Origin of the sequence: Shewanella sp. (assembly GCF_048265805.1) — a bacterium.
Classification (GTDB): domain Bacteria; phylum Pseudomonadota; class Gammaproteobacteria; order Enterobacterales; family Shewanellaceae; genus Shewanella.
The window spans coordinates 89,577-115,539 of record NZ_JBLXAT010000007.1; the positions used below are offsets into that span (position 1 = coordinate 89,577).

The 25,963-nt window shown below is 49.0% G+C and carries 26 protein-coding genes; 10 read left to right on the forward strand and 16 right to left on the reverse strand.

Translation table 11 applies throughout. The annotated features are described in order from the left end of the window. Window positions 1-55: 55 nt before the first annotated feature. From ACN0TT_RS07020 to ACN0TT_RS07045, 6 genes are all read right to left on the reverse strand, one after another. The gene (locus ACN0TT_RS07020; RefSeq protein WP_417761428.1) at window positions 56-412 is read right to left on the reverse strand and encodes a hypothetical protein; all 357 of its coding nucleotides are present in this window, start codon (window positions 410-412) and stop codon (window positions 56-58) included. Between the two features lie 72 nt (window positions 413-484). Then, window positions 485-895, reverse strand: coding sequence for a hypothetical protein (locus tag ACN0TT_RS07025; RefSeq protein ID WP_417761429.1), 411 nt, complete (start codon window positions 893-895; stop codon window positions 485-487). Window positions 896-1,319: 424 nt separating this feature from the next. Then, window positions 1,320-2,570 carry a tyrosine--tRNA ligase gene (gene tyrS / locus ACN0TT_RS07030; protein WP_417761430.1) on the reverse strand — a complete coding sequence of 417 codons (1,251 nt, stop codon included), beginning with the start codon at window positions 2,568-2,570 and terminating at the stop codon, window positions 1,320-1,322. A 91-nt stretch (window positions 2,571-2,661) separates the two neighbouring features. After that, window positions 2,662-3,462, reverse strand: a complete 801-nt coding sequence (locus ACN0TT_RS07035; protein ID WP_417761431.1) for a response regulator transcription factor — start codon at window positions 3,460-3,462, stop codon at window positions 2,662-2,664. 225 nt (window positions 3,463-3,687) lie between these two features. After that, a complete protein-coding gene (locus ACN0TT_RS07040; RefSeq protein WP_417761496.1) occupies window positions 3,688-4,398 on the reverse strand; it encodes a 16S rRNA pseudouridine(516) synthase in 711 nt (236 codons plus the stop codon). Beyond that, on the reverse strand, window positions 4,388-5,035 hold the full coding sequence (locus tag ACN0TT_RS07045) for a helix-turn-helix transcriptional regulator (protein ID WP_417761432.1): 648 nt from the start codon (window positions 5,033-5,035) through the stop codon (window positions 4,388-4,390). The genes ACN0TT_RS07040 and ACN0TT_RS07045 overlap by 11 nt, the downstream gene beginning before the upstream one ends. 126 nt (window positions 5,036-5,161) lie before the next feature. Here ACN0TT_RS07045 and ACN0TT_RS07050 point away from each other — a divergent pair, with 126 nt between their 5' ends. Together ACN0TT_RS07050 and ACN0TT_RS07055 are read left to right on the forward strand one after the other, a co-directional pair. After that, complete coding sequence (locus ACN0TT_RS07050; protein ID WP_417761433.1) at window positions 5,162-5,764, forward strand: NADPH-dependent FMN reductase; 603 nt, start codon at window positions 5,162-5,164, stop codon at window positions 5,762-5,764. A gap of 10 nt (window positions 5,765-5,774) precedes the next feature. Continuing rightward, window positions 5,775-6,194, forward strand: coding sequence for a VOC family protein (locus ACN0TT_RS07055; protein ID WP_417761434.1), 420 nt, complete (start codon window positions 5,775-5,777; stop codon window positions 6,192-6,194). Between the two features lie 61 nt (window positions 6,195-6,255). Here ACN0TT_RS07055 and folM read toward each other — a convergent pair whose 3' ends face one another. Further along, a complete protein-coding gene (folM, locus tag ACN0TT_RS07060) occupies window positions 6,256-6,960 on the reverse strand; it encodes a dihydromonapterin reductase (protein WP_417761435.1) in 705 nt (234 codons plus the stop codon). A 26-nt stretch (window positions 6,961-6,986) separates the two neighbouring features. Continuing rightward, a complete protein-coding gene (gene ung, locus ACN0TT_RS07065) occupies window positions 6,987-7,655 on the reverse strand; it encodes a uracil-DNA glycosylase (protein WP_417761436.1) in 669 nt (222 codons plus the stop codon). Window positions 7,656-7,802: 147 nt separating this feature from the next. Between ung and ACN0TT_RS07070 the strand changes: the two genes are divergently transcribed. Beyond that, window positions 7,803-8,192, forward strand: coding sequence for a tautomerase family protein (locus ACN0TT_RS07070; protein WP_417761437.1), 390 nt, complete (start codon window positions 7,803-7,805; stop codon window positions 8,190-8,192). 105 nt (window positions 8,193-8,297) lie between these two features. After that, window positions 8,298-8,624, forward strand: a complete 327-nt coding sequence (locus ACN0TT_RS07075; protein WP_417761438.1) for a DUF3144 domain-containing protein — start codon at window positions 8,298-8,300, stop codon at window positions 8,622-8,624. Window positions 8,625-8,726: 102 nt separating this feature from the next. Here ACN0TT_RS07075 and ACN0TT_RS07080 read toward each other — a convergent pair whose 3' ends face one another. After that, complete coding sequence (locus ACN0TT_RS07080; RefSeq protein ID WP_417761439.1) at window positions 8,727-9,743, reverse strand: zinc-binding alcohol dehydrogenase family protein; 1,017 nt, start codon at window positions 9,741-9,743, stop codon at window positions 8,727-8,729. Window positions 9,744-9,867: 124 nt separating this feature from the next. Here ACN0TT_RS07080 and ACN0TT_RS07085 point away from each other — a divergent pair, with 124 nt between their 5' ends. Beyond that, a complete protein-coding gene (locus ACN0TT_RS07085; protein ID WP_417761440.1) occupies window positions 9,868-10,761 on the forward strand; it encodes a LysR family transcriptional regulator in 894 nt (297 codons plus the stop codon). Between the two features lie 27 nt (window positions 10,762-10,788). On the opposite strand, the gene ACN0TT_RS07090 is transcribed toward ACN0TT_RS07085, so the two are convergent. The 3 genes from ACN0TT_RS07090 to hemG form a co-directional block, all read right to left on the reverse strand. Beyond that, window positions 10,789-11,406: a LysE family translocator gene (locus ACN0TT_RS07090; RefSeq protein WP_417761441.1), complete on the reverse strand. Its 618-nt coding sequence runs from the start codon at window positions 11,404-11,406 to the stop codon at window positions 10,789-10,791. Window positions 11,407-11,759: 353 nt separating this feature from the next. Continuing rightward, the gene (locus ACN0TT_RS07095) at window positions 11,760-12,275 is read right to left on the reverse strand and encodes a cytochrome b/b6 domain-containing protein (RefSeq protein WP_417761442.1); all 516 of its coding nucleotides are present in this window, start codon (window positions 12,273-12,275) and stop codon (window positions 11,760-11,762) included. Between the two features lie 9 nt (window positions 12,276-12,284). Continuing rightward, a complete protein-coding gene (gene hemG / locus ACN0TT_RS07100) occupies window positions 12,285-12,806 on the reverse strand; it encodes a menaquinone-dependent protoporphyrinogen IX dehydrogenase (protein WP_417761443.1) in 522 nt (173 codons plus the stop codon). A gap of 369 nt (window positions 12,807-13,175) precedes the next feature. Here hemG and ACN0TT_RS07105 point away from each other — a divergent pair, with 369 nt between their 5' ends. Further along, entirely contained in the window at window positions 13,176-14,018 is an 843-nt protein-coding gene (locus tag ACN0TT_RS07105; protein ID WP_417761444.1) for a TIGR03899 family protein, read from the forward strand. 64 nt (window positions 14,019-14,082) lie between these two features. Here ACN0TT_RS07105 and cobA read toward each other — a convergent pair whose 3' ends face one another. Continuing rightward, window positions 14,083-14,904, reverse strand: a complete 822-nt coding sequence (gene cobA / locus ACN0TT_RS07110) for a uroporphyrinogen-III C-methyltransferase (RefSeq protein WP_417761445.1) — start codon at window positions 14,902-14,904, stop codon at window positions 14,083-14,085. Window positions 14,905-15,311: 407 nt separating this feature from the next. Here cobA and ACN0TT_RS07115 point away from each other — a divergent pair, with 407 nt between their 5' ends. Next, window positions 15,312-16,187, forward strand: coding sequence for a phospholipase A (locus tag ACN0TT_RS07115; RefSeq protein WP_417761497.1), 876 nt, complete (start codon window positions 15,312-15,314; stop codon window positions 16,185-16,187). A 26-nt stretch (window positions 16,188-16,213) separates the two neighbouring features. Then, window positions 16,214-17,611, forward strand: a complete 1,398-nt coding sequence (locus tag ACN0TT_RS07120) for a hypothetical protein (protein WP_417761446.1) — start codon at window positions 16,214-16,216, stop codon at window positions 17,609-17,611. A 592-nt stretch (window positions 17,612-18,203) separates the two neighbouring features. Here the strand turns inward: ACN0TT_RS07120 and ACN0TT_RS07125 are convergent. The 3 genes from ACN0TT_RS07125 to ACN0TT_RS07135 are packed head-to-tail and all read right to left on the reverse strand — an operon-like array spanning window position 18,204 to window position 22,490. Next, window positions 18,204-18,959, reverse strand: coding sequence for a phosphoadenylyl-sulfate reductase (locus ACN0TT_RS07125; protein WP_417761447.1), 756 nt, complete (start codon window positions 18,957-18,959; stop codon window positions 18,204-18,206). Next, complete coding sequence (gene cysI, locus ACN0TT_RS07130) at window positions 18,952-20,646, reverse strand: assimilatory sulfite reductase (NADPH) hemoprotein subunit (protein WP_417761448.1); 1,695 nt, start codon at window positions 20,644-20,646, stop codon at window positions 18,952-18,954. Before cysI ends, ACN0TT_RS07125 begins: the two co-directional genes overlap by 8 nt. A gap of 56 nt (window positions 20,647-20,702) precedes the next feature. Further along, window positions 20,703-22,490, reverse strand: a complete 1,788-nt coding sequence (locus tag ACN0TT_RS07135; protein ID WP_417761449.1) for an assimilatory sulfite reductase (NADPH) flavoprotein subunit — start codon at window positions 22,488-22,490, stop codon at window positions 20,703-20,705. Window positions 22,491-22,905: 415 nt separating this feature from the next. Here ACN0TT_RS07135 and ACN0TT_RS07140 point away from each other — a divergent pair, with 415 nt between their 5' ends. Together ACN0TT_RS07140 and pntB are read left to right on the forward strand one after the other, a co-directional pair. Beyond that, complete coding sequence (locus ACN0TT_RS07140) at window positions 22,906-24,432, forward strand: Re/Si-specific NAD(P)(+) transhydrogenase subunit alpha (RefSeq protein ID WP_417761450.1); 1,527 nt, start codon at window positions 22,906-22,908, stop codon at window positions 24,430-24,432. A gap of 11 nt (window positions 24,433-24,443) precedes the next feature. Continuing rightward, complete coding sequence (pntB, locus tag ACN0TT_RS07145) at window positions 24,444-25,928, forward strand: Re/Si-specific NAD(P)(+) transhydrogenase subunit beta (protein WP_417761451.1); 1,485 nt, start codon at window positions 24,444-24,446, stop codon at window positions 25,926-25,928. The last annotated feature ends 35 nt before the right edge of the window (window positions 25,929-25,963 follow it).

Below are 25,963 nucleotides of genomic sequence, written 5' to 3' on the forward strand. Positions count from 1 at the left end.
CACAAACGTGGCCTTATTAATGTGCGATTACAGCATCAAATAATCGCAGCAACTATCACCCCACAAGCCTACAGCTCATGCCCTGTGCAATGATAATAATCGGCTGCGAGTGATATTCAGGGGTAAAACGATAAATGTTGTAACCCATTTCAACCTCATAGCGTAAGTTCAACGCTACCAGCTCATCACCTTCCGGCATATCGAACACTACCTTGGAGGTATCAGATTGCCACTCAAAGGGACCAAAATAACCAGCGACCTGTTTAAAGGTCAGCAGCAACTCCCACGAATAACATAAGTCTATGCCACCACGAATCACCACATCACTACCGCTATAACTTGCGACTTGAAAATCACACCACAACTTGTTTCTGATGAGCTTATCGGTCTCAGCCACCGTGTTACTTTGCATTAATTTTCCACCGGCTCGGCCTGAACACCCAAGCGCCACAACAAACCAATCTTGATTGCAGTACCTGCTGCTTTACTCAGCAAAATACACTTCATCTAACAGGCCAGCATCATTGAACTTGAACTGCAATTCTCGAGTGGCGCACTGCAAAATGCTATTAGCGATTAGCCGATATTCCAACTGCTGCTGTGTCAGCAACGCTTGCAACTCCACACAGGTGGCATGAGTTATCTCCTGCCCCCACAGCTGCAGCGGCCATAAAGTTTTCAGTTGAAACATGCACACTCGGCAGTCTTCGGTTGGGCGTTCATCAATCTCGCCCCGAAACCCGACCAACAGCCCTTTAAAGTAGAGAAAATTTTCAAGATTGCCGCCCATCCAATCTTCATAGCACGCTGGCTGCCCCCACGCCGAAATGACTTCACTAGGCGACGCACCAAACTTAATCGGCCCGAATCCATTACTAAGGGATATTTCATACATATTTGAGCTTCCATGACATATAGCGTACAGCCAACCATCACCGCAGCAGCGACTCCACTGATGCTGACGTAAAAATGCGAGTCACGGATAGTAACCAAGGTGACGTTATAGTCACAAGTACGACGTTTTCATTTGCTATTGCAATATTCGATGTATTTGATCTATTGCATATTTTTGCCAAACCAGCGTAGAGAATATGTACAGTGTGAAAGGGAATTTACGGAAGGAGCCACAACGTAAAGCCACTGAGCGATTATCTTAGGCATCTAACCAAAATTAGCTGACACCTTCTGCTGTTATCCCCCTTTCTTTTCTGGATTGTTGTAATTATTTACGCAGTCAAACACAGCGATACTAAAAGTATCACGCTCAACCTTCATACGATAGCTAAACCGCATTACCTTTGCTGCCACTTATTGCTAGTTTATTTGCGTTTAATTAAGCAAAAATGCTTCTTACCACGCTGAATTAGCCAGTATTGATCAAACAGTGGAAAACCTACCTGTGAATTATCTGGTGTTATTTTTTCACCATTTATACTAATTGCATTGCTTTCGATTAACTCTCTGGCGACACGTTTTGATTTAGCTAACCCTGACTCAACCAACAATTCTACAATATCTTGCTGAGTGCTTTCGATACTTGGAATACCATCCAATTCTAATTGTCTGATTTCATTATGATTTAGATTCTCAACACTACCTGTAAACAATGCTTGTGTAATACGCTCTGCGCTGATTAGCCCTGATTCACCGTGAACAAAACGAGTCATATTTTGCGCCAAAATCCTTTGTGCCTCGGGTTTGCCGTCTCTGGTTTTATCCTGCAATTCTATATTATCGATTTCATCACAGGACAAGAATGTGTAGTATCGAAGAAGGTTATAAACATCGGTATCCTCTGTGGATAACCAGAACTGATAAAACATATATGGCGATGTTTTTTCCGGATCAAGCCAAACGGCTCCGCCTTCTGTTTTACCAAATTTAGTACCGTCAGATTTAGTTATCAAAGGTAGGGTTAAACCAAACACTTGTTCGCCATTATGACGACGTGTTAAGTCAATACCACTGACGATATTTCCCCATTGGTCATTGCCACCAATTTGTAAGCTGCAACCATGGTTTCGGTTAAGCACTGAAAAATCGTAGGACTGGAGTAAACTGTAACTAAACTCTGTAAATGAAATGCCCTGTTCAGGTCTTTGTAATCGTTGCTTTACGGACTCACGGCTAATCATACTGTTGACTGAAAAATGCTTACCGACATCACGAAAGAAATCGATGACATTAATATTTCTCATCCAGTCAGCGTTATTGACGATGGTCATTGGTTTGCTTAAATGAGGAGCTAACAACTGCTCAATTTGAGTAGTAAGACCTTTGACCCAATCGGCTACCGTTTTTTCAGGATTCAAACTGCGTTCTACAGCTTTAAAACTTGGGTCGCCAATCATACCTGTAGCGCCACCAATAAGCGCTAATGCTTGATGTCCGGCATCTTGAAAACGTTTGAGCATAATAAGTGGAACTAAATGTCCAATATGAAGACTACCAGCGGTGGGATCGAAACCGCAGTAAACTGTTTGTGGCAGGCTAAGTTGTTGCTGTATTTGGTCTAAATCACTGGCTTGAGCAATTAATCCGCGCGTCTGTAGTTCCTGAATGAGTGTCATCTATAGCGTCTTATCTGTATGAATAATGTGATATACAGATTACGAATAGAAATTTATGCGCGATATATCCCTAAAGGGATAATAGATTAATTTAGTGGGTAATAATATGATTGAGAAAAATTTGGAAAAGTTCACTGAGAGATGCCACCCTTAGCTGAGCATAGATACGCTTTCGATGGTTTTTTACTGTTCCTTCTGTAATGTTTAACTGTTTTGCGATTTCTTTAGTATCAAGTCCTTGCAATATTAAACGGGCGATTTGTTTCTCTCTAGTTGAAAGCAAATCTTTACCAAAAGAACGTAGGCCATCTTCTATGAACTCTCGTCTTTGGGCTGTGTAAGACTCAGGGGAAAAGACTGGTTCTGCAAGAAGAAATTCAGTTTGTTTCCAGTGTTGTTGACATAGCGACTGAATAACTGCGAAGTATGATTTTAACGTCTCAACATTTAATAACGAAAATGAATTTCTTGTATGGATGCAACCTAAATAGATAACAACCCAGCGAGTTGCTTCAACTTTAATGAGAATACTTACCTCATCTTTCCAGCCTGTTTGCAGGTAAAATTGATTGCAGTATGTTTGATAGTCCAAATCCCGTTTGACTATGTCTTTTAATGAAAAAACACCTTGCTTTTCATCAATGGTGAGCATTTTGTAGAAGGGGTCATCTTGAAATGCAGAAGTGAGGTAACGGTTGAAAAGTAATTCTCGGTTATTTTCAATGGAATCGTAAAGATAAATGGGGTGTTTTCCTTTACGCAGGCCGAGCATCACTGCGCAGTCATAATTCACTATCGAAGCGATGAAAGCCATTAACTTAGACGTAAAACTCGGTGATTTCAGAGAGGAAATTGAGTCAGCGAGTAGATTACTAAATTGTAATTCTGACATACCGTATTGGACGAAAAATAGAGACTCTAAGCATAACGTAATTAACGAGGGCCTTCAAAAATCTGATCAGACCATTTTGCGACGTGGGGCGCCTTCGTGTTTCCAAAGGGACGAGCATCGCCCTTTGGCTCTGGTGTGGAACGAGCAGTTCACGACTTTAGTAACCGCAGTTTGCATAAGCGAAGCCTAAGCTTTGCAAACATAGCTTGGCTGACACCAGCCAAACTAGCCGACCGAGGCAATCTCCTCCGCCGTCAGCAACCGCGCTTGCCCTTCTGGCAAACTATCATCCAACACAATCTGCCCCACCTGATAACGATGCAGTGCCACGACTGGATTGCGAAAGCGGCCAAACATGCGCTTGATTTGGTGATACTTACCTTCAGTAAGCACCACATCAGCCACATAGTCTGAGATTATCGTCAGTTCAGCCGGTGCGGTGGTAATGCCTTCAAAATCAAAATAGAAGCCGTCACGGAAGGCGCTAATGTAAGCGTCAGTTAGCGGATTTTGCAGCGTCACGCGATAGTGTTTGCGCTTGCTGGCCGAAGGTTGGGCAATCGCCTCGCTCCAACGCGAATCATTGGTGAGCAGCAATAAACCTGTGGTGTATTTGTCCAGCCTGCCCGCAATATGTAGTTGCTGCGTTTGGGCTATCTCGGGCAGTAAACTCAATGCGGTTTGATGCTCGGCATCGCTGGTGGCACTGACCACGCCCGCAGGCTTGTGCAACAGCCAATAGGCTGGCGTCAGTGACTGCAATAACTCACCACGGCATTCGATGCGGCTGAACTCATTAATGATGATATCAACACTGCGGCAACGCTCACCATCTAGCAATACTTCACCTTGGCGGATCCACTGTTGTGCCTGCTTACTGGGCACTTGTAGCCGACTCGCCAAAAAGCGGTCGATGCGTCCCCGTTTACTGTTCATCAGGGCAAGACTCAGCGTTGGTGTGCGGCGTGATGCGGTAGGCGCAGCGGCGTGAGCCATCCAAAATATGTTCCATACGTTCAACCGTTGCCAACGGTTGCAGTAAGGTTTGAAACAGTTGTAACTCCGAGCGGCAGAAGTTGAGGCAATGGCTGGCGGCACTACATATAGGACAGTGATTTTCCAATAGAAAATACACACCATCCTCAACGGCTACACTGGCCATGTAACCTTCTTCGGTACGCTTTTGTGCCAGCGCGGCAAGCTGGGCGGCGAGCTCCTGATGTGGTGCAATCGCACTGGCATACAACTGCTGTTGCCGTTTTTCGCGGTGTTGGATCAGTTGCTCCATACCGCTATCGCCAAACACGCTTTTAACCGATTCGATCAACTGCACACTCAACTCATCATGGCGGTCAGCAAACAGCGATTGGCTGGCTTCCGCTAGTAACCAGTAGCGTGTCGGCCGACCTCGCCCTTCAATGCGATCTTCTACGGTGACCAGTTGCTGTTGCGCTAACGCCTGCAAGTGCTGGCGTACGCCCATGCTGGTGAGTTGCAACATGTCGGCCAACATTTTGGCGGTCTGAGGCCCGTTAACCTTAAGAATATTGACGATTTTATCTGCAGTTTTCATCTTACCTCCGCCCCGCCATTATGCCGTGACCACAGATTAAATAAAGTTTTTTGTTTATTTTATATTTACAAGAATAAATAAAGAGATTACCTTACAAAATAATTAATAAACAAAAAGGTTTATAAAATGAAATTATTGATTGTTAGCGCGAGCCAACGCAGCCCGTCACAAACTCAGCGAGTGGCAAGCTATCTGGCTGAAAATGCACAACAACATGGTTTTGAGCAGATTGAGCTATTAGCGCTTTGTCGAGCAAATTTACCTTTTTGGGACGGCGATGATGCTCACCGTGGTGAACAGTGGCCACACATTGATAAACAGGTGCAAGCCGCCGATGCGCTGGTGCTGTTAACGCCAGAATGGGGTGGCATGGCCTCGCCGTTACTTAAAAATTTTCTGCTGATGTGCGACAAGCAGCAAACCGCTCATAAACCTGCGCTACTGGTGGCGGTGGTTGGCGGGATCAGCGGTGCGTATCCCATCAGTGAATTGCGTATGAATGCTCTAAAAAATAATAAGTTAGTGGCCATTCCTGACCACTTGATCATTCGCAACGTCAAACAGATGCTGCATGTAGACATTCAAAATAGGCATGACCAGCAACTGCGTGAGCGCATCCACTACAGCTTGCACATGTTGGCGCAATACTCTCAGGCGCTGACGCCGATCCGCACGGCTCACATCGGTACCCCTTATCCCAAACAACAAGAATACCTATACGGCATGTAAGGAGAACACCATGGTCTATTTGGAACATTTAAATTTAGTGGTTAACGATATTCCCGCCGCCATACAGTTTTACCAAGCCGCGTTTCCGCACTGGCGCGTACGCGGTGGAGGCGAGCAGATGTGGTACGGCAAATCGCGGCAGTGGCTGCACTTAGGCGATGATTATCAATATCTCACGCTGAATGACGATGGCGAAGGCCGTAACCGCGATCTCAGCGGACATCAAACCGGCTTAGCGCACTTTGCGTTTGTTACCGATAACCTCGCGGCATTGATTGAGCGGATGCAGCAAGCAGGACACCAAGTCGCTAAACCCGGTGATGAAACAGGGCCACGGCGCAACGTTTATTACTTAGATCCGGCTGGGTTTGAAGTGGAATTTGTAGAGTATCGCACCGATATTCCGAGCGAACGTAACACCTATCAATAACGCGTAAATCGGTGCTGCCGCTGAGTCTTGCTCACGCTTAGCGGCGGCACCACCTCTCTCGCTATTTCAGCGTGCGCCCACCATCAAGGTGCAAACACTGACCAGTGATATAACCACTGTTCAGCAGGTAATGCACGGCATCGATAAACTCTTGCTCGCCGCCTTCTTTTGGCAATAACGCTTTGGTCAGCGTTTTCGCGCGGTATTGCTCATCATCATCGGCGTTAAACAACATCAGCGCTGGGGCGATGCTGTTCACTTTCACCTGCGGTGCCAGCTTGGCAGCAAATGACTGCGTTAGGTTTTCCAACGCCGCTTTACTGGCCGCATAAGCTAAATGCTTAGCACTGCCCTTTTGCGCCACATAATCGGTGACATGAATAATGTCACTGCTGGCCGTTATGCCTTGTTGCAGCAACGGCGCCAAGGCGAGGTTGAGCAGGTACGGCACCCGCGCATGAATGCCGAGCATGGTATCGAATACTTTGGCTGGTTCAGCAGACTTTTCCGATAGCCAATCCGATGCGTTATGCACAATGGCACGCAGTGCAGCATGGTTTTGCGTAATATCCGTAATAAACTGCTGTAGCGCGACATCATCCAGCAGATCCAACTGATGCAGCTCAGCGCCGCTATCGCGTAGCGTTTGCAGTTGCGGATAGTCACTGCGATACGTACCTATCACCTGCTCACCTTGCGCCAACAGCGCTGTCGCTAGGGCAAAACCTAAGCGCTTGCCCACCCCTGTAATCAATATTGCAGCCATAGTCGGTTCCTTATGCGAGACGTGGCTTATGGCAGTTGTGGTTGCCAGTCGATAGGCGCTTGACCCCATGCCACCAGCTGGCGGTTAATTTCAGAAAAGTGCTTACAACCAAAAAAGCCACGATAGGCCGACAGCGGCGATGGATGCGGGCCACTGATAATACGGTGGCGCTGTGCATCTAAACGCTGGCCCTTTTTCTGCGCATGCCCGCCCCACAGCACAAAAATCTTAGGTGTTTCGTGTGCGTTGAGCAGATCTATCACATGGTCAGTGAAAGTCTCCCAGCCCGCTTTGGCATGCGAATGGGCTTTGCCCTGTTCCACCGTAAGTACGGTATTGAGCATCAACATGCCCTGCTTGGCCCAGCTTTCTAAAAAGCCGTGCTGAGGGATGTCAAAACCATCAATGTCGGTCGCCAACTCTTTATACATATTAGCTAACGATGGCGGTGCTTTAATGCCGGGTTTGACCGAGAAACACAAGCCATGCGCTTGATCTGGGCCGTGATACGGATCTTGCCCCAATAACACTACGCGCACTTGCGCCAACGGGGTTAACTCAAAGGCGCGAAACACTTCGTTTTCTGGCGGGTAGATCGCTTTGCCACTGGCGCGCTCATTGGCGACAAACTCGGTGAGTTTTTGAAAATACGGCTGCTGCTGTTCAGCGGCAATGAAGTCAGCCCATTGTTGCATGATGATCGATTGTCCAAGCGTCGAATTGTGTGCCCGTAGCTTAGAGATGCAAAGCAATGGATACAAGCCGAAGTTTCAGCGTACAGCACGTGCATCTCGGCCGTGTGAGCCGTACAATGCCTTTTTAAGTACACGGGGGAAATACACATGCCGTTGTTAGTTTTTGATGTGGTAGAAGGCCAAAACGTTAGCGATCTGCGCAAAATGCTCGATTGCGCCCATCAAGTGGTATTAGAAGTGTTCCAAGTACCAGCACGCGATCGCTACCAGATCGTCAATGAACACAAAGCCGGTTTAATGGTGATTGAAGACACTGGCCTAGGTTTTGAACGTTCACGACAGATGACGGTAGTGCGCGTATTTACCAGCCCGCGCTCACAAGAGCAAAAGCACCTGTTTATGCGCCGTTTAGCGGAAGAACTGCAGGAACAATGCGGCATCCGTGGCGAAGATTTAATGATCTCTTTCTTCAGCAATACCCGTGAAGATTGGAGCTTTGGTATGGGTGAAGCACAATACGCGACGGGCAAGTTATAAGCCGTATTAGCTATCACTAAAATATCTGCTGAGATATGCCGCGCTTTGCTTTAGAATTGCGCGATTTTCATAACAACCGTAATGACGACCTGAGAGAGCGGACAGATGACAGACGCCAAAAAAGACACCACCATTTTTGAACTGGCCGATCAATTTATTGCGCTTGCCAATGAGTTAAGCCAAACCGAGCAAGATGTCGGCAAAGTCGGCACTGCGTTGCGTTTTGCCGCTGCCCGCTATAACGCATTCGAGGCAGCCATCAAATCATCCGATTTGGCCAAAGAGAAAGATAGCGCACTAGCGTGGTTCAGCAACGAATACCGTGAAATGCTGCAAGACAACTTGCAAGATCACATTGCTAATCCACCGCAAGCGCCAGCAAATGATGCTGCGGCAGACGACGATAACGGTGTGCAACATTTTCAGCCGTAAGCCACGTTAACAACGCCATAAAAAAAGGGGCCACATCGTAGTGCCCCTTTTATTTTGCGTGCGATTTATGACCGCGGCATGAGTGACCTGATGGTCACGCAGTTAGTCTTCAAAACCACTCAACACAATCTTGCCGCGCGCTTGATGGCTTTCTAACAACTCATGCGCCCGCAGAATGTTGGCGGCATTAATACTGCCAAAACGCTCAGTGGCGGTAGTGCGGATTTTACCGTTGTCGGCCAAACTGGCCATTTCAGTGAGAATGTCATGCTGGCGCTGCATATCTTCGGTAGAGAACATGGAGCGGGTGTACATAAACTCCCAGTGCAATGACAAGCTTTTACGCTTCAACAGTTTGAGATCAAACACTTGTGGGTCATCAATCAGCCCGAGCTTACCTTGCGGTTTCAAGGCGGCAACAATGCGTTCGATGTGATCGTCGGTATTGTTGAGCGATGCCACATATTGCACACCGTCGATACCGAGCGCACTCAGTTGTGGCGCAAAGTCTTGGTGGTGGTCGATAACATAATCGGCACCGAGTTCAGTTAACCACTGTTTGGAGGCATCACGTCCGGCGGTGGCAATCACGGTGACATCAGTGAGCGTTTTCGCCAACTGCACCATGATGGAACCCACACCACCGGCGGCTCCGACGATCAACAAATATTGCAGTGTTGCATGTTCAGCAGGGAGTTGTAAGCGATCAAACAACAGTTCCCATGCGGTCAGTGCCGTCAGAGGCAGCGCGGCGGCTTCGGCATCGCTAAACGTATTAGGGGCTTTAGCGGCAATGCGTTCATCCACCAACTGGAACTCGGCATTACTGCCCGGACGGGTTAAGTCACCGGCGTACCACACGCGGTCGCCTACCTCAAATAAACTCACTTCGCTGCCGACAGCGGTGACGACACCCACGGCATCCCACCCCAGCACTTTGTAGCTGTTCGCTTCGGCACTGGCATTGCTACGGATTTTGGTATCCACCGGATTTATTGAGATGGCATTGACCTGCACCAACAGATCGTGGGCGGCAGGCGTCGGCATGGGTAACTCGATATCCGTTAATGTCTGTTCGGCACCTAGGGCATGTGCTTGTTGATAACCAATCGCTTTCATGGGGTTGTCCTTTATCGCGATAGAAAGAGTACTGCTAATCTAACGGGGATTGCTGCCTTGAAAAACCGGTAAAATTAAATAATAGTTTCAAATGATTTTTGAAAATAACACTCTAGGCATCCGCATGTTGAAAGGACTGCAAGACCTACAGATCCTCTTGGAAACTGCGCGACAAGGCAGTCTATCCAACGTGGCACGCTCAATGGATATGACGCCAGCGGCGATCAGTGCCGCCATTAAACGGGTGGAGCAACAACTCGGCACCACGCTGTTTATTCGTTCCACCCGCAGCTTACGGCTTACCCCACAAGGCGAGCAGTATCTGCAGCAATGTGAGCATGCACTCACCACGCTGAACAACGCCGAAGCGCAACTGCATTCGCAACAAGCCACACTACAAGGGCAGCTGCAACTGTCGTTACCTTCTGATCTCGGACGTCATCAATTTATGCAGTTGCTGGATGAGTTTCTTAGCTTGTATCCGCAGGTGTCACTTAAGTTGCAGGTGAGCGATCACTTAAGCAACCTGTATCGACAGCCATTGGATCTGTTGATCCGTTATGGTGTGCCGCCGGACTCCAACTTGATTTTGCTGCCCTTATTGGCGGATAACTGCCGAGTATTATGTGCCGCGCCTGCTTACCTTGCCCGCTACGGCGAGCCAAGCTCGCCACTCGATTTGGATCAGCACAACTGCTTGTGCTTTATGTTGGCTGACCGCCTACACAACCGCTGGCAGTTTAGCCGTGCCGGAGAAGTGCTGAGTGTTGAAGTGAATGGTGATCGCAGTGCCGATGATGGCGAAATGGTGCATCGCTGGGCACTGGCTGGGCACGGCATTGCCTATAAATCGCGCTTAGATATTGCCGACGATTTAGCTGCGGGAAGATTAGTGCCACTGTGCCAAGGTTGGCGAGGCGAAGCGGCACCGCTAAATATGCTGGTGCCAGATAGATGCCAGTTATCGCCGTTGATTAAGGCGCTGCAGCAGTTTCTACTGAAGCGCCTCAAGCAATAGCGAGCTAATGCCGCTCAGAGTGATGTGCTAGAACAGCGATAACAGCACCCGCAGCGCCAGTAGCAGTAGCACCACACCGGTGATTTTATCGATCAACTGAGCTTTGGCGCGCAGTTTGTCGAGCACGCTTGGCTGCGACAGCATAAAGGCAATGATGGTGTACCACATACCGTCCACAATCACTGGCGTCAGCACAATCAAACTCTTGCCGCCGCTATGTTGTGCCGCCAACACAAACTGACTAAACAGCGCCATAAAAAACAGCATGATTTTCGGGTTCAATAACGATATTGCAAAACCATCGCGTGCCGCCGCCCATAAAGAAACGGCGGCACCTCCTGACAGCTTTTGCTGCATGCCGCCCTGCGCAGCTAACGCTTTCCAACCCAACCACGCTAAATACAGGCCACCGGCTAAAGCAATCGCCTTAAATACCAGCGGATAGTGTTTCAGTAACGCCGCTAAGCCCAACAAGGTGATCAGTGCATAGATACCAATACCAATCGAATGTGCCCACGCACAGGCAATACCACGGCTACGGCCACCACCCAAGGTATGACGCACCACCATGGCTAAACTTGGCCCGGGCGACATCGCCCCTAAGGCACTAATGGCTAATAACCCCAGCCACATGCTGAAACTCATGCTCTTTCCTCAATCATCGCGACAGGCTGTTTATCTTTAGTGTTTAATTTGAACAAAATTAAACACTAAAGATAAACAGCCCCTAAGTCCGCCACTATAGCCTAATTCCTCCTAATGGCCGAGATAACAAGCAAGGAACAGCAGCAAAATGGCGCCGCTTGAGGTCGTTGTAGCAAACGTACTTGGCAATTTAGCGCGTGATAAAAATACCCATCAAGATTTGCCCAACCATGCAGGAAAGCAACAGTAGAGGGCAGATTCGATCAGGGATTGAGGTAGGAGAATAAGCACAGCAGAACAAGCAGGTAGGGTTGTAGCGGTTGACGACAATAATACCGCCATCACTCACAGCATTAATCGCGCACCATATCAATGAGATGGCTTAGCGCGCACACCACATGCACAATCAGCAAACCAATAAACCAATGGGCGGCACTGTGGTGCCACAAGCGCCAACTCGCCGCAGCCTCACTGCCTTGCGTAAAAAACCACAGGGTGCCAGTTGCACTGGTCGCCACTAACGACAGCACGGTAAAGCCTTCAATTAAGCTAAATAGGCCTGCACCACCAGCGGAAGGGATTTTAGCTTTAGCCAGCCCTTTAATGTCGTCAATGATGGGACGCCACTGTAACGCTAACCACGGAAAATATAAGCGCCAGCGGCCATGTACGCAGAGTTTGCCCAAGAACAACAACGACAGCAGCGCCACCACAAAGCCCAACCCCACATGGGATAGATCCCAAAAGCTGGCGTTGGTAGGAATACGCCGCAGCATCATCAACTTGGTGCTACCAATCAGTATTAGCGCACATAACACCATTGCCAATAGATGTACTGACTGCACTAACAGCGCAATAAGCCGTTTCATCGCTTTCTCCTAGGCCGCTGCAAATTGTTGCGCAAAGCGGTTCACTTTCTGCCAATCGGTGAATTCAACGCAGGTATGCCGATCGGTTGGGCCTTTGGTAATCCACATGATAAAGCGGATAATATTGCGATCCATGGCACCGTAACCTTGATAATCCAAGTTGCCGCCAAACACGGCCATCAACTGCGGTTTCCAACCAGACTTTTCCAGAAATGCCTGCATGTATGGATTGGTTTCAGGGGTATTTTTAGCGGGCTTACGCGCCACTAAACTCACCGAAAAGAACCCCGTAATTTTGCTATCCAGCAACGCCTGATGCTCACGAATAAAATCATACACATTAGCGCGATGTTTACCGTGACGAATACTGGCGCCAATCAACACCTTGTCAAATTCACTTAGCGCAGGCGCTTCATCAATCGCCGCCATAGTGACCTGTTCGCCGCACTGGCGTAGTTGCTCTGCCATGGCGTTGCAAATTTTTAACGTTTGCCCGTGGACGGTGGAGTATAAAATCAGTGTATTAATCACTTTAACCCCTGCATATTTATAAAGTTAATTAACGCTATGTTAGGGGCATAATGCCATAATTTTCATGAAACAGATCACGCGGGCCTATCACGGCTAGCAGCAATCCGCCGAATTCAAGACCAGTTCACAAAAAGCTATAGAAACATTAACGTAACACGATTAACCTGTTGGTTATTAGCTAGGGGTTACGCGAATAAATCTTCGCGACACTCTGGATTTGTCAGCAATAGCAGTTCAAGGCAACTCACTGCGGGTTTGCTGGAGCAAGGCTGCTGATGTGCCATGTCATCACGCTCCAGCACCGAGTAAACGCAGGCTCACTCAAAGATAGCCAAGCCACACCGAACTGTCGAATGGATGCCCGATGTTATGACCAGCCAAAGTGATTTACACAGCAGCGAACCGCAAGTTGACAGCCATTTAGAGATGTCGGCGCGCAAAAAGGTATTACGCTTGAGTCGGCAGCTTGGGCTGGCATCAGAAGGCGATTATCGACCGGCCAACGCATCGATTTTGCAGCGCGCGGAAATGCGCCAGCAAAAGCAGTTGGTGCAGCGACAGCACAATATAGAAACCATCTATTCCCTCACGTTAAGTTACACCCCATCCGATGTGACAGGCGTTGATCTCGACCCCGACTGGCTAAACCAATTTCTGCAGATGGCAGAGCAGATCAACAATCGCACCATGCAGGATTTGTGGGCGCGCATTCTGGCTAGCGAAGTAGTCAACCCCGGTAACTTTAGTGTGCGCACCCTAGAAACGCTGACCAAACTCACCCTGAAAGAGGCGCATATTCTGGAAAAAGCGTTAGGTATGGCAGTGAAGATCAATCAAGAATCGCGCTTAAAGCTCCTCAGCGGCTATCGTCGCACTGGCGGCATTGGCCAATATTTTCGTAAACAGACCGCGGTGAATTTAGGCTTATCCAACTTTGGCATGCCCTATTCGCACCTACTGACATTGGTCGACGCCGGTTTACTGCATCGCGGCGATTTTGAAACCGGACTGCTGCCAGCAAAAGCGCCGATTGAACTGCATTTTCCCGCCAGTAAGATCACCTTAAAACCTAAGTCAGGTTATCTGCTGTTTAGCTATTACCGCTTGAGTCCGGTGGGGGAAGAGTTGGCGATGCTGGTGCCGCCCAAAATTGATGAACACTATATTGGTGCAATCAAGGCACTGTTTGCTAAAGACTTTACCGTGGAATAATGCTCAGCTACAGCAATAAAAACGCCGCGATGACCGCGGCGTAAATTGAGCTGACGAGCGGCGATTAATTCTCTTGCAGTTGCGCTACCGTGGCACTGATATCGGCAGTCGCCGTAGTCTGCTCAAACCAATTTAACTCACTGGATAAACTGACCACTTCACCAATCATGATCAATGCAGGCATTTGCAGCTCTGGCGTTTGCGCCAAGGCATCTAACTCTGACAATTTACCGATAAAACTACGTTGCTGTGGGGTGCTAGCTTTAGAGATAATCGCCACAGGAGTCTCTGCCGCGCGTCCAGCTTGCAACAAACCTTGTTGAATGGTGGCCGCGTTAATAATGCCCATGTAAATAACTAAGGTATTATCCGCCTGTGCATAGTGGTGCCAATCCACTGGTTGGCCTTGCTTCTGACAATGGCCAGTAATAAAGGTCACTGAGCGAACAAAGTCGCGGTGCGTCAACGGAATACCTGCATAAGCCGAGGCGCCAGAGGCGGCGGTAATGCCGGGCACCACCTCAAAGTCGATATCAGCTTCAATCAACGCTTGTAGCTCCTCGCCCCCTCGGCCGAAGATAAACGGATCGCCACCTTTTAAGCGGATCACTTTCGAACGGGTATAGGCTTTAGTGACTAACAGACGGTTGATTTCGGACTGGGCAGCGCTGTGTTTACCCGCACGCTTACCGACTTTGATCTTCTCCGCATGGCTCGGGATTAATGCCAAAATATCTTCACTAACCAAGGCATCATATAACACCACATCAGCGGACTTGAGCAAACGCCACGCCTTGACTGTCAGCAAATCTACATCGCCTGGGCCTGCGCCCAGCAAGTAAACTTTGCCTTTGGTTTGGTTATCTGACAGATGTAGCAGTGTCATCGCGCTCTCTCCGCTCGAGTAATAACAGCACTATAACGACAGATTTAAGCGCATATAAATATAAATTAATTAGTTTTTATAACCATTAGCGATATAAGAGCGAAAACTATCGCAGTACCATGGTGAGATTTGGTGCAAATTAAACAGCTTAGCAACGTGACGCCGTTCCAACCTAGCGTCACTAAGCCTCACCGCATTTGAACTGCGTATTGAGCACCTTGCTTACTACAACTCGCTAACAAACCCTCAATCAGTTACTTACACAAAACTGTTCAAATAGCATTGTCAGTGTCATGATGAGTTGCACGATGCTACACTCCGACAGCGACAATTAGATCCAAGTCATTGACTAAAAAGGGAGTTAACAGTTTATGCACTTTAGATTTTCATCTATGTTGTATTTCGCTATGACCAGCCTGTTGCTCAGTCATTATAGTTGGGCAGCCGACGAGCAAGAGTCAGAACCGTCACTACTCGATAAACGCGTTGAGCAGGAGTTAGAAACCTCAGAACAACCGTTTGTCATCACACCACATAAAGTCAATTATCTATTACCGTTTACCTATAACTCATCCGTCAATGACGCGCCGTTTCAAGAAGAGATGGATCGTGATGGCTACGAGTTAGACAATGTTGAAGCTAAGTTTCAAATTAGCTTTAAGTTCCCGCTGGCCTATAACGTGTTTGGTGACAACGGCCACCTGTTTTTCGCCTACACTAACCAATCTTGGTGGCAGGTTTATAACAAAGATATCTCCTCCCCCTTTCGTGAAACCAATCATGAACCAGAATTGTTCATGTTGTTTAACAACGATTGGAAAATCGGCAATTTCACCAACTCGTTTTGGGGTTTTGGTGCGGTGCATCAATCTAATGGTCGCTCCGGCCTATTATCACGCAGTTGGAATCGTATTTACGGCAAGATGATTTTTGATAACGGCCCGTGGGCGCTGCAATTAAAAGCGTGGTGGCGCATTCCCGAAAGCGAGAAAGATAATATTAATGATGCGCGCGGTGACGACAATCCAGACATCAACCGCTACATGGGCAACTTTGAATTCACCACGCTGTATGGTTTAGATAAGCATCGCTTTAGTTTGATGCTGCGTAACAACCTGCGTAGCGACAATAAAGGCGCGGTGCAGTTTACCTGGAGCTATCCGCTTGTGGGCAATTTACGCCTATATACTCAATACTTTAATGGTTATGGTGAAAGCCTTATCGACTACAATGTACATTTACAACGGATCGGCATCGGTATCTCATTAAACGATCTTCTCTAACGGCCAATAACAACGCGAGTGCAGTAGTGCCAAATAGTGATTTTAAAGTCATTCTCTATCTATTTTGGATGGCGCTACTGGTAAGCGCCCTGCAACTCGCCCGTTTTTTATTACAAGATCCGAGCGAGTTGACGACTCTTACCCATGCTCAGTTACAACAAGATCTGCAGCAGCTAGAGCAGGAATTATTAAGTTATAGCGCCTTCGGCACCCTCAACCCTGAATTAAAACAGCAATTGGCCACTCAGCGCGCCGTGGTCGAACAACGTTATCCCAAACAACTGAGCCGCTTTCAGCTCTCTGCCGAAGTAGCCAAGATGGTCGCGCTACTTGATGATCCCGGCAGCAGCGTCGGCAATTGGCGCACGGCTGCACGCCTCCCCGCCACACTACAGCCGATGGACCAACACTGGTTAGCATTGAATGATGCAGAGCGACCCCTTGACGCTAAACTGCCGTTTATCACCCATATTGATGGCGTGCCAATGAGCCGCTGGGAAAGCGCAGCCAAAGCGTTTTTACCTAGTAACGCCTCGCCGCAGCAACTGGCGCAGTTGCTCAGCCACACCTACCTGCTACGACAACAAATCGGATTACCAGATGCCGCCAATGTACGCTTAACCCTGAGCGACTTGCAGCATGATCAACGTTCAATCCTTAAACCGCTATCACCGGCTCGTTTAGCACAACAACTACCGATGAGTCGCTGGCGCTTGCTGTCGCCAGAGGTGCAATTACTGCAAACCAACGACCTCGACCTGTTTGAAAATAACCGCCAACTCAGACTCGACTTACAAAAAGCGCAACGAGCGGCGACCTTAGTGATAGATCTGCGCCATGCCAACGGCCTGAGCAACGCGCTCACGCTGCAACTGGCAAAATCTCATGTCAGACCATCCAGCCAACCGTCTGGCTTTGGTCGTTATAAACGCCACCCGAAGCTACGCAGTGATACGTTGGCAGCCTACGGCTATCAGCCGTTGTCGCAGTTTACGTTATTCCCAGCACTCAAAGTGGTATTGTTACAAGCAGAGCAGCCGAAGCTGAGCGAGTTCTTTGCTCGGCCACCGTTACTGACACCCAAGCAAACACCTGAAGAGTCTCAGCAGCAGTTGCTGTTACTGATTGGCCCAGATTGTCGTTTGGAATGTGAATGGTTAGCGCATGCCGCGGCCAACTGGCCCAACACTTTGCTGCTGGGTACCGATACCAGCGGTGATTATGGCCGCCGTTACACGTTCAGGCTGCCAGCCAGCAATCTTAATGTGACGATTAGCGCTTCGCTGGCCTATGACCATTATGGCAACTTGCTATCGGGTAAAGGCACTCAGGTGGATATTGATGTGGCAGATAGTAAAAATGTTAACTGGCCAATGCTGCTAGAGGCGTTGCGCCAATACCAACAACAATCGGTGGCTCCTTAAACACAAAATCCCGGAAAACCTAGGGGCTGTTTATCTTTGCTGGTTGTTTTTGCAGTAGACAGAGCGTGGTTTAGGCAAGGCAGGTGATGTGCCGTGGAGTTATTCTCCACAAATATCACCTAACGCTGAATAAATGGCGCTCTGTCACTGCCCGCAGGGTTCATTTAAACGCATCCTGAACTTTGTTGCCTCCAGTTTGCTTAGTTGACTAAGCATCACTGGCTGCGCCTTGCTCATAACGCGTTTAATTTGAAAAAAAAGATAAACAGCCCCTACAGAGCCTTCCGGGATTGCGAACACTTTGATGCTGCGCTAACAAGCCAATCAAAGCCAGCGTCACTACATCTAGATCACCCCCAACGAGTCATCAGATTTAGCCGTCAATTCAAGGCCAAATTCGCTGCCTGCCACAGGCGATTTTTCAAACGAAAAACAGATACAGCTGCCATTGAATTTCCCCTCCGGGACTTTTGAGTATAACGCCTTTTTTTTAACGTTGAACAGCGGTTAACACCTTGTGCAAGTTATTCATTTAAATTACTTAAAATAAACTCAATAACATTTTAACATAAATTACACAGGTGTTGGCTGACTAAATCTCGTAGTGCAGACCACATTCACGTTTCAAACCGTTGAAGCGTGTTTCCTCTTCTAACATGCCAGGTTCCAGCGGCTTGGTAGAATGGGTATCGCCGACAGAGACATAGTTTTCATACCACAGTGGGTGGTATGGCAGTTCGTGATCGGTCAGATACAGATGCACATCGCGATCAGTCCAATCGATAATCGGCAGTAACTTATAACGCTCACCATGAATAGCCAACATCGGCAGCGCTTCACGGGTGGATGCTTGCGTGCGGCGCAGGCCAGCAAACCAACTTCCTACCTGCAACTCTTCCAGCGCGTGTTTCATCGGCTCAACTTTGTTCATGCGGTTATATAGCTCTAACCCTTCTAAGCCTTTTTCCCACAGTTTGCCAAAGCGCGCTTCCTGCCATGCTGGCGTTAATTCAGAGCGATAGATCTTCAAGTTCAGCTTTAAGCGCTCGGTTAACTCATCAATAAAGCGATAAGTTTCCGGAAACAGGTAGCCCGTGTCGGTCAGGATCACCGGAATATCTGACTGTTGGTTGCAGAGCAGATGCAACATCACCGCCGCCTGAATACCAAAACTGGACGACAGCGCATGGGTGCCGGGCAGATATGCCAGCCCCCAAGCCACTCGCTGCTCTGCCGTTAACGCTTGCAGATAGCGGTTAATCTGTTCCAACTGCAGCGCTTGCTGCTGTTTATCTTGTTGCAGCAGCGCGACTAAATCGGCACTGCTGACGGGAGATGCATTAGCCATGAAAATCCTTAGCAGCATCGATCACTGCTTTGACAACGCCGACACGCACGACAAAGTCACCAAAGCTTTCATCTGCGTTACGCTCGCTGGCGTATCGGCCAAATAAACCGTCTAGATCTTCGAGGATTTCAGCTTCCTGAATATTCTCACGCACCATTTTGTTCAGACGGGTTCCTTCAAAATTGGCACCTAAATAGAGGTTGTAACGTCCCGGTGCTTTACCCACTAAGCCGATTTCAGCAGCAAATGGGCGAGCACAACCGTTCGGACAACCGGTCATACGTACCACAATCGGTAATTCGCTGATGCCGTGCTTGGCCTGTAGCGCTTCCACCTTGGTCATAAACTCAGGGAAGTAACGCTCAGATTCCGCCATTGCCAGCGGACACGTTGGCAACGCCACGCAGGCAATCGAGTGCTCACGGGTGGTGGTCAGCAGATCGCCGAGCAAACCGTATTCACGCGCCATGGCTTCAATACGATCTTTCTCAGACGCTGGTACTCCTGCAATGATCATGTTCTGGTTGGCCGTCATACGGAAATCGCCTTTATGCACTTTGGCAATCTCACGCAAACCGGTTTGTAGCATTTTGCCTGGTTCATCTTTGATGCGGCCGCATTCAATGAAGAAGGTCAGATGCCATTGGTCATCAATCCCTTTGACCCAGCCAAAGCGATCGCCACGATCTCGCAATACCACATCGCGTTTTGGCTGGAATTTCACGCCAGCGCGCTTTTCCACTTCCGCTTTAAATGCGTCGTAGCCGTGGTCAACAATGGTGTATTTCAGACGGGCACGTTTACGGTTAACTCGGTTACCCCAATCGCGTTGGGTTGTCACCACGGCTTCAGCAAACTTAATCACGTCTTCTTTGTTGATAAAGCCAAAGTCATCGGCCAAGCGTGGGAAGGTTTCCACTTCGCCATGGGTCGAGCCCATACCGCCACCAGCGGTGAGGTTGAAGCCGACCAACTGGCCGTTCTCTTCAATGGCGATTAAGCCAAAATCGTTGGTGTACACATCCACATCGTTATCCGGTGGTACAGCAACCGCCATTTTGAACTTACGTGGCAGATAAGTATCACCGTAAATCGGTTCCACTTCCTCTTCGGTGCTCAGCAACTTTTCCTTATCCAACCAGATCTCGGCATAGGCTTGAGTGTGCGGCAGCATGTGTTCAGACAGATGCTTAGCAATTTCGTACACCTCGGCATGCAGTTCAGACTGCACCGGATTTGGGTTGCACATCACGTTACGGTTCACGTCGCCACAGGCGGCAATCGCGTCCAGAGTGGCGCGATCTAAGCCCTGCACTAACTGTTTCAAGTTGCGCTTTGGAATGCCGTGATATTGAAAGGTCTGACGGGTGGTCAAACGGATGCTGTTAGAAGTGGTCAGTTGCCGTGAAATATCATCGACCGCCAACCACTGCTCGGCACTACACACACCACCCGGCACGCGTGCGCGCAGCATAAAGCTATACAGCGGTTCCAGTTTTTGCTCTTTACGCTCATTGCGCAGATCACGGTCATCCTGCATATAGGTACCGTGAAACTTAAGCACTTGCACATCGTCTTCGCTGATAGCACCAGTGACAGGGTCGGCGATGCCTGCTTCGATGGTGCCGCGCAGATGACGACTACGCGCCTTGATATATTCGTTTGCCGCTAGTTTTTGCTCACTCATGACTTACTCTCTTATTCGGCTGTTAGCAGGTTAGGCTGATTTAAACGTGGCCTAACTCAGTACACATCTTTCTGGAAGCGGCCAGCGGCGCGCAGTTGTTCTAACCATTCACTAGCGCCGGTCTGGTCCATCTCGCCAAACTCAGCCACAACTTCAACTAAGGCCTGCTGTACATCTTTGGCCATACGGTCGGCATCACCACACAGATACAGATGCGCGCCCTGCTGCAGCCATTGCCACAATTCAGCACCTTGCTGTTTGATGCGATGTTGTACGTAAATTTTCTCTTGCTGATCGCGGGAAAACGCCAGTGAGATTTTCGACAATACGCCCGATTTTAGGTACTGCTGCCACTCAGTTTGATAGAGGAAATCTTGCTCAAAATGCGGATTACCGAAGAACAACCAGTTTTGACCCGCTTCATCTTGGCTAGCACGCTGCTGCATAAAGGCACGGAATGGTGCCACTCCTGTGCCAGGGCCAATCATGATTACTGGCGTTTGCGGATTCTCCGGCAAACGGAAGTGTTTATTCCGTTCCACATACACTTTCACTGGCGCGCCTTCTTCAGCGTAGGTCAAAAAGCGTGATGCACCGCCGTAACGCACTTCACCATTGCGCTCATCGGCGACGAGACCAACGGTGAGATGCACTTCGGTGTCTACTTCACTCTGCGCTGAAGCAATAGAGTACAAACGTGGCGTGAGAGGCCGCAGTGCATCCACCAACGTTTGCGCGTCGATGTTATTCAATGGGAACAGTTGCTGCAGGTCGGCCACTTGGTGACTGCGCACAAATTCGCGGGTTTGGGTTTTATCTTCGACAATCGCCAGTAACTCTTGCGCTTGAGATTGCTCAGCCCAGAACTTAACTAACCCCGGATACAGTTGGGTTAACTCTTTGTGTTCCAGCAGCGCTTGCTTGAGGCTCACTCTCTCTTTAGCCACGATCACTGGCGTTGCGCCGTCCAACTGCCATGCGCTCAACAGCGAATCAACTAATACATCATCATTATTAAAGTACACGCCCAGCGCGTCACCCGGCTGGTAAGTAATGCCTGAGTCACCTAAATCGATCTCGACATGGCGCGTATCTTTCACTGAGTCACGGCTGGTGAGTTTTTGGCTCACCATAATCTCGGCGGTGTACGGCTGTTGCTTGCTGTATTGGGATGTCGTTTCGGCAAACGGTACAGAAGGCGATGCCGCACTGGCACTGCTTGATTGCGCCAGCAAAGGTTTAGCCGCAGCAATCACTTCGGTTTGCCATGTCTCGCTAGCTTGTTGATAGTCTAAATCGCAATCAAGCCGTGGCAATAATGGCGCTGCGCCCAGCTTAGCCAAGCGCTCATCAAACTCTTTTCCGGTCTGGCAGAAGAATTCATAGGAAGAATCGCCTAGACTCAATACTGCATATCGTACGCCGTCCAGTTTAGGCGCGCGTTTTGAGGCTAAAAACTTGTGTAACTCAATAGCATCGTCCGGCGCTTCGCCTTCACCTTGAGTGCTCACAACGACGGCCAACAAGGTCTCTTGCTTAAGATTACGGCTGTTGTAGTCCCCCATAGAAACCAAGTTAACCGCCAATCCGGCAGCCTTAGCTTGGTTAGCTAATTCGGTAGCAACACCACGACTATTACCAGTTTGACTGCCATAAAGAATTGTTAATTTACTGTTATTTTCAACAGTAGCAACAGTAGCTGGGGTTGCGTTAGCAGTTGCCGCTAAATAACCGCTTACCCAAGCGAGTTGGACCGGCGTTAATTGCGCCGACAATTGCTTAAGCGTCTCAACCTGTTGTGCTGACAACGGTGACGCCAATGATGACAGATCGTTAAGTGACATGAGCTCAGCCTTCCATTATAGGTATGCACGCAAGCTTAGCGCCGCTTTGACCGGTTAAAAAAGAATAAAATTTACTTTTTTATTCGTATTTGGAATATGCGATTGAGGTCATTTAAGTTAAAAAAATGTGTGCTGGTGCAAAGATTTTGCTCCGACCAGTACAGATTCACGCCGCTTTGCGATTCAGCGCTTGTTTCCGATGCTGGAGTTGCCAAAATGGCTCTAGCACGAATGTGCCATGAAGGAAAGTTACGCACTCACAATCCAACTTCCCGTTCATGCGGAGCAACAAGTAACAGTCGAATATATCGATTACAAAGCGTATATTGATTGATTCCGACCTATACAACAGATCGTTTTTCTGCGCGTTTCAAGCAACAGGAAGGCGTTAATTATTCAAAATCAGGGAATAGTCATGCAAATTGGAATACCGAGAGAAAGTCTCGCCGGTGAGACTCGGGTCGCTGCAACCCCTGCCACCGTAGAGCAACTAAAAAAGCTCGGCTTCGAAGTTACTGTTCAAGCGGGCGCGGGGGCGTTGTCCAGCTTTGATGATAAGGCCTTTGAAGCTGCCGGAGCCACTGTGGCCCCAGACGTATGGCAAGCCGACCTGATCTTCAAGGTCAATGCACCCACCGAAGAAGAGATTGGCCAAATCAAAGATGGGGCAACTCTGGTGAGCTTCATCTGGCCAGCACAGAATCCTGAGCTGGTAGAGAAGCTGTCTCAACGCAACATCAATGTGATGGCAATGGACATGGTGCCGCGTATATCACGCGCTCAATCTCTGGATGCTTTGTCATCTATGGCTAACATTGGTGGTTACCGTGCGGTGGTAGAAGCTGCCCACGAGTTTGGCCGCTTCTTTACTGGTCAAATTACCGCAGCGGGTAAAGTGCCACCAGCCAAGGTGTTGGTGATTGGTGCTGGGGTAGCGGGTCTGGCAGCCATTGGTGCCGCGGGTTCGTTAGGCGCCGTGGTTCGCGCCTTCGACACGCGCCTCGAAGTGGCAGAACAGATTGAATCTATGGGCGGTCAATTCCTCAAACTCGAGTTTGACGAAGACGGCTCATCATCTGACGGTTACGCCAAAGTAATGTCAGAGGAATTTATCAAAGCGGAAATGGCCTTGTTTGCTGAACAAGCCAAAGAAGTGGATATCATCATCACCACCGCACTGATCCCAGGTCGCCCAGCGCCACGGCTGATCACCAAAGAGATGGTGGATTCAATGAAGCCCGGCTCAGTGATCGTCGATATGGCGGCACAAACTGGCGGTAACTGCGAATACACCAAACCGGGTGAGCTGTTTGTTACCGACAACGGCGTGAAAATTATTGGTTATACCGATTTGCCGGGACGTCTGCCAGCGCAATCGTCACAACTTTACGGCACTAACCTCGTCAACCTGATGAAGTTAATGTGTAAAGAAAAAGATGGCAATGCAGTGCTCGACTTTGAAGACACGGTAATGCGCAATATGACCGTGGTCAAAGCGGGTGAAGTGACCTTCCCGCCACCAGCGATTTCCGTGTCGGCCGCACCGCAAAAACCTGCGGCTAAAGCTGCGCCAGCAAAAGACGACACGCCAAAACCTCCATCAAAACTCAAATACATTTTGGGTGCGGTGGGAATGGTGGCTTTTGCTGCGGTGGCCTCAGTGGCACCAGCGGAATTTTTGTCGCACTTCACCGTGTTTATGCTCGCCTGTGTGGTGGGTTACTACGTGGTGTGGAACGTATCGCACTCGTTGCATACCCCATTGATGTCCGTCACGAACGCGATTTCTGGCATTATTGTGGTGGGTGCACTGTTACAGATTGGCCAAGGCTCATCATTGGTGACCGCGCTTGCCTTTGTGGCGGTATTGATTGCCAGCATCAACATCTTCGGTGGTTTCACCGTGACTCAGCGCATGCTGAAGATGTTCCGTAAAGGTTAAGGGGGTTTATCGTGTCTCAAGGACTGGTTACAGCAGCCTATATTATTTCGGCGCTGTGTTTTATTTTGAGTTTGGCTGGCTTATCTAAGCAAGAAAGCGCTAAGCAAGGTAACTACTTAGGGGTTATCGGCATGGCGATTGCGCTGATTGCCACCATTTTAAACCCTGCTACCAGCGGTGTGACCTGGATTATTTTGGCTATGGTGATCGGCGGCGCGATTGGCGTACGTTTAGCACTGAAAGTTGAAATGACTCAGATGCCAGAACTGGTGGCCATTCTGCACAGCTTTGTGGGTCTGGCGGCGGTATTAGTCGGCTTTAACAGCTTGATTGACCTGCATCCAGCAGCAACCTCAGCAGTGGTAGTGAATGCCGGAGCGGATCTGCAAACCACATTGAATGCGGTTAAAGAAGCTTACGAAGAAGCGGCGGCAGCGGCGTCACATCAAGCGCTGACTGGCGCGATGCTGAACATCCACTTGGTCGAGATCTTCCTCGGCATCTTTATCGGTGCAGTGACCTTTACTGGCTCTATCGTGGCGTTCGGTAAGCTGCGCGGGGTGATTTCATCGAAACCTTTGATGTTGCCCCAACGCCATAAACTGAACCTGCTGGCGGTGGTCGTATCATTGGCGCTGTTGCTGTACTTCGTACACACTGGCGGTAGTACCATCGCCGTGCTCATCATGACGCTGATCGCCCTCGCCTTTGGCTGGCATCTGGTAGCATCGATTGGCGGCGCGGATATGCCAGTAGTGGTGTCAATGCTGAACTCCTACTCAGGTTGGGCAGCGGCAGCGGCAGGCTTTATGCTGTCGAACGACCTGCTGATTGTCACTGGTGCGCTGGTTGGCTCATCCGGTGCAATTCTGTCGTACATCATGTGTAAAGCAATGAACCGTTCATTTATCTCGGTGATTGCTGGCGGTTTCGGTACTGACGGTGCCGTATCAACAGGTGATGAAGAGATGGGCGAATACCGCGAAACTACCGCTGAAGAAGTGGCGGAAATGCTGAAAAATTCCAGCTCAGTGATTATCACTCCGGGATACGGCATGGCGGTAGCACAAGCGCAATACCCAGTAGCAGAAATCACCTCGAAGCTGCGGGCAGCAGGAGTTAACGTGCGCTTTGGTATTCACCCTGTTGCAGGGCGTTTGCCAGGTCACATGAACGTGCTGCTGGCTGAAGCGAAAGTGCCGTACGACATCGTGTTGGAAATGGACGAAATCAACGATGATTTCGAGTCAACCGATACCGTGTTGGTGATTGGTGCCAACGATACCGTTAACCCTGCGGCATCGGAAGATCCAAGTAGCCCAATTGCAGGTATGCCAGTGCTGGAAGTGTGGAAAGCGACTAACGTTATCGCCTTCAAACGCTCTATGAACACAGGCTATGCCGGTGTACAAAATCCACTGTTCTTTAAAGACAATACTCAAATGCTATTTGGTGATGCTAAAGACTCAGTCACGGCGATTTTGAACGCGCTGTAATAATGCCGCCGATTTGCCATTAAAAAAGCCGATGC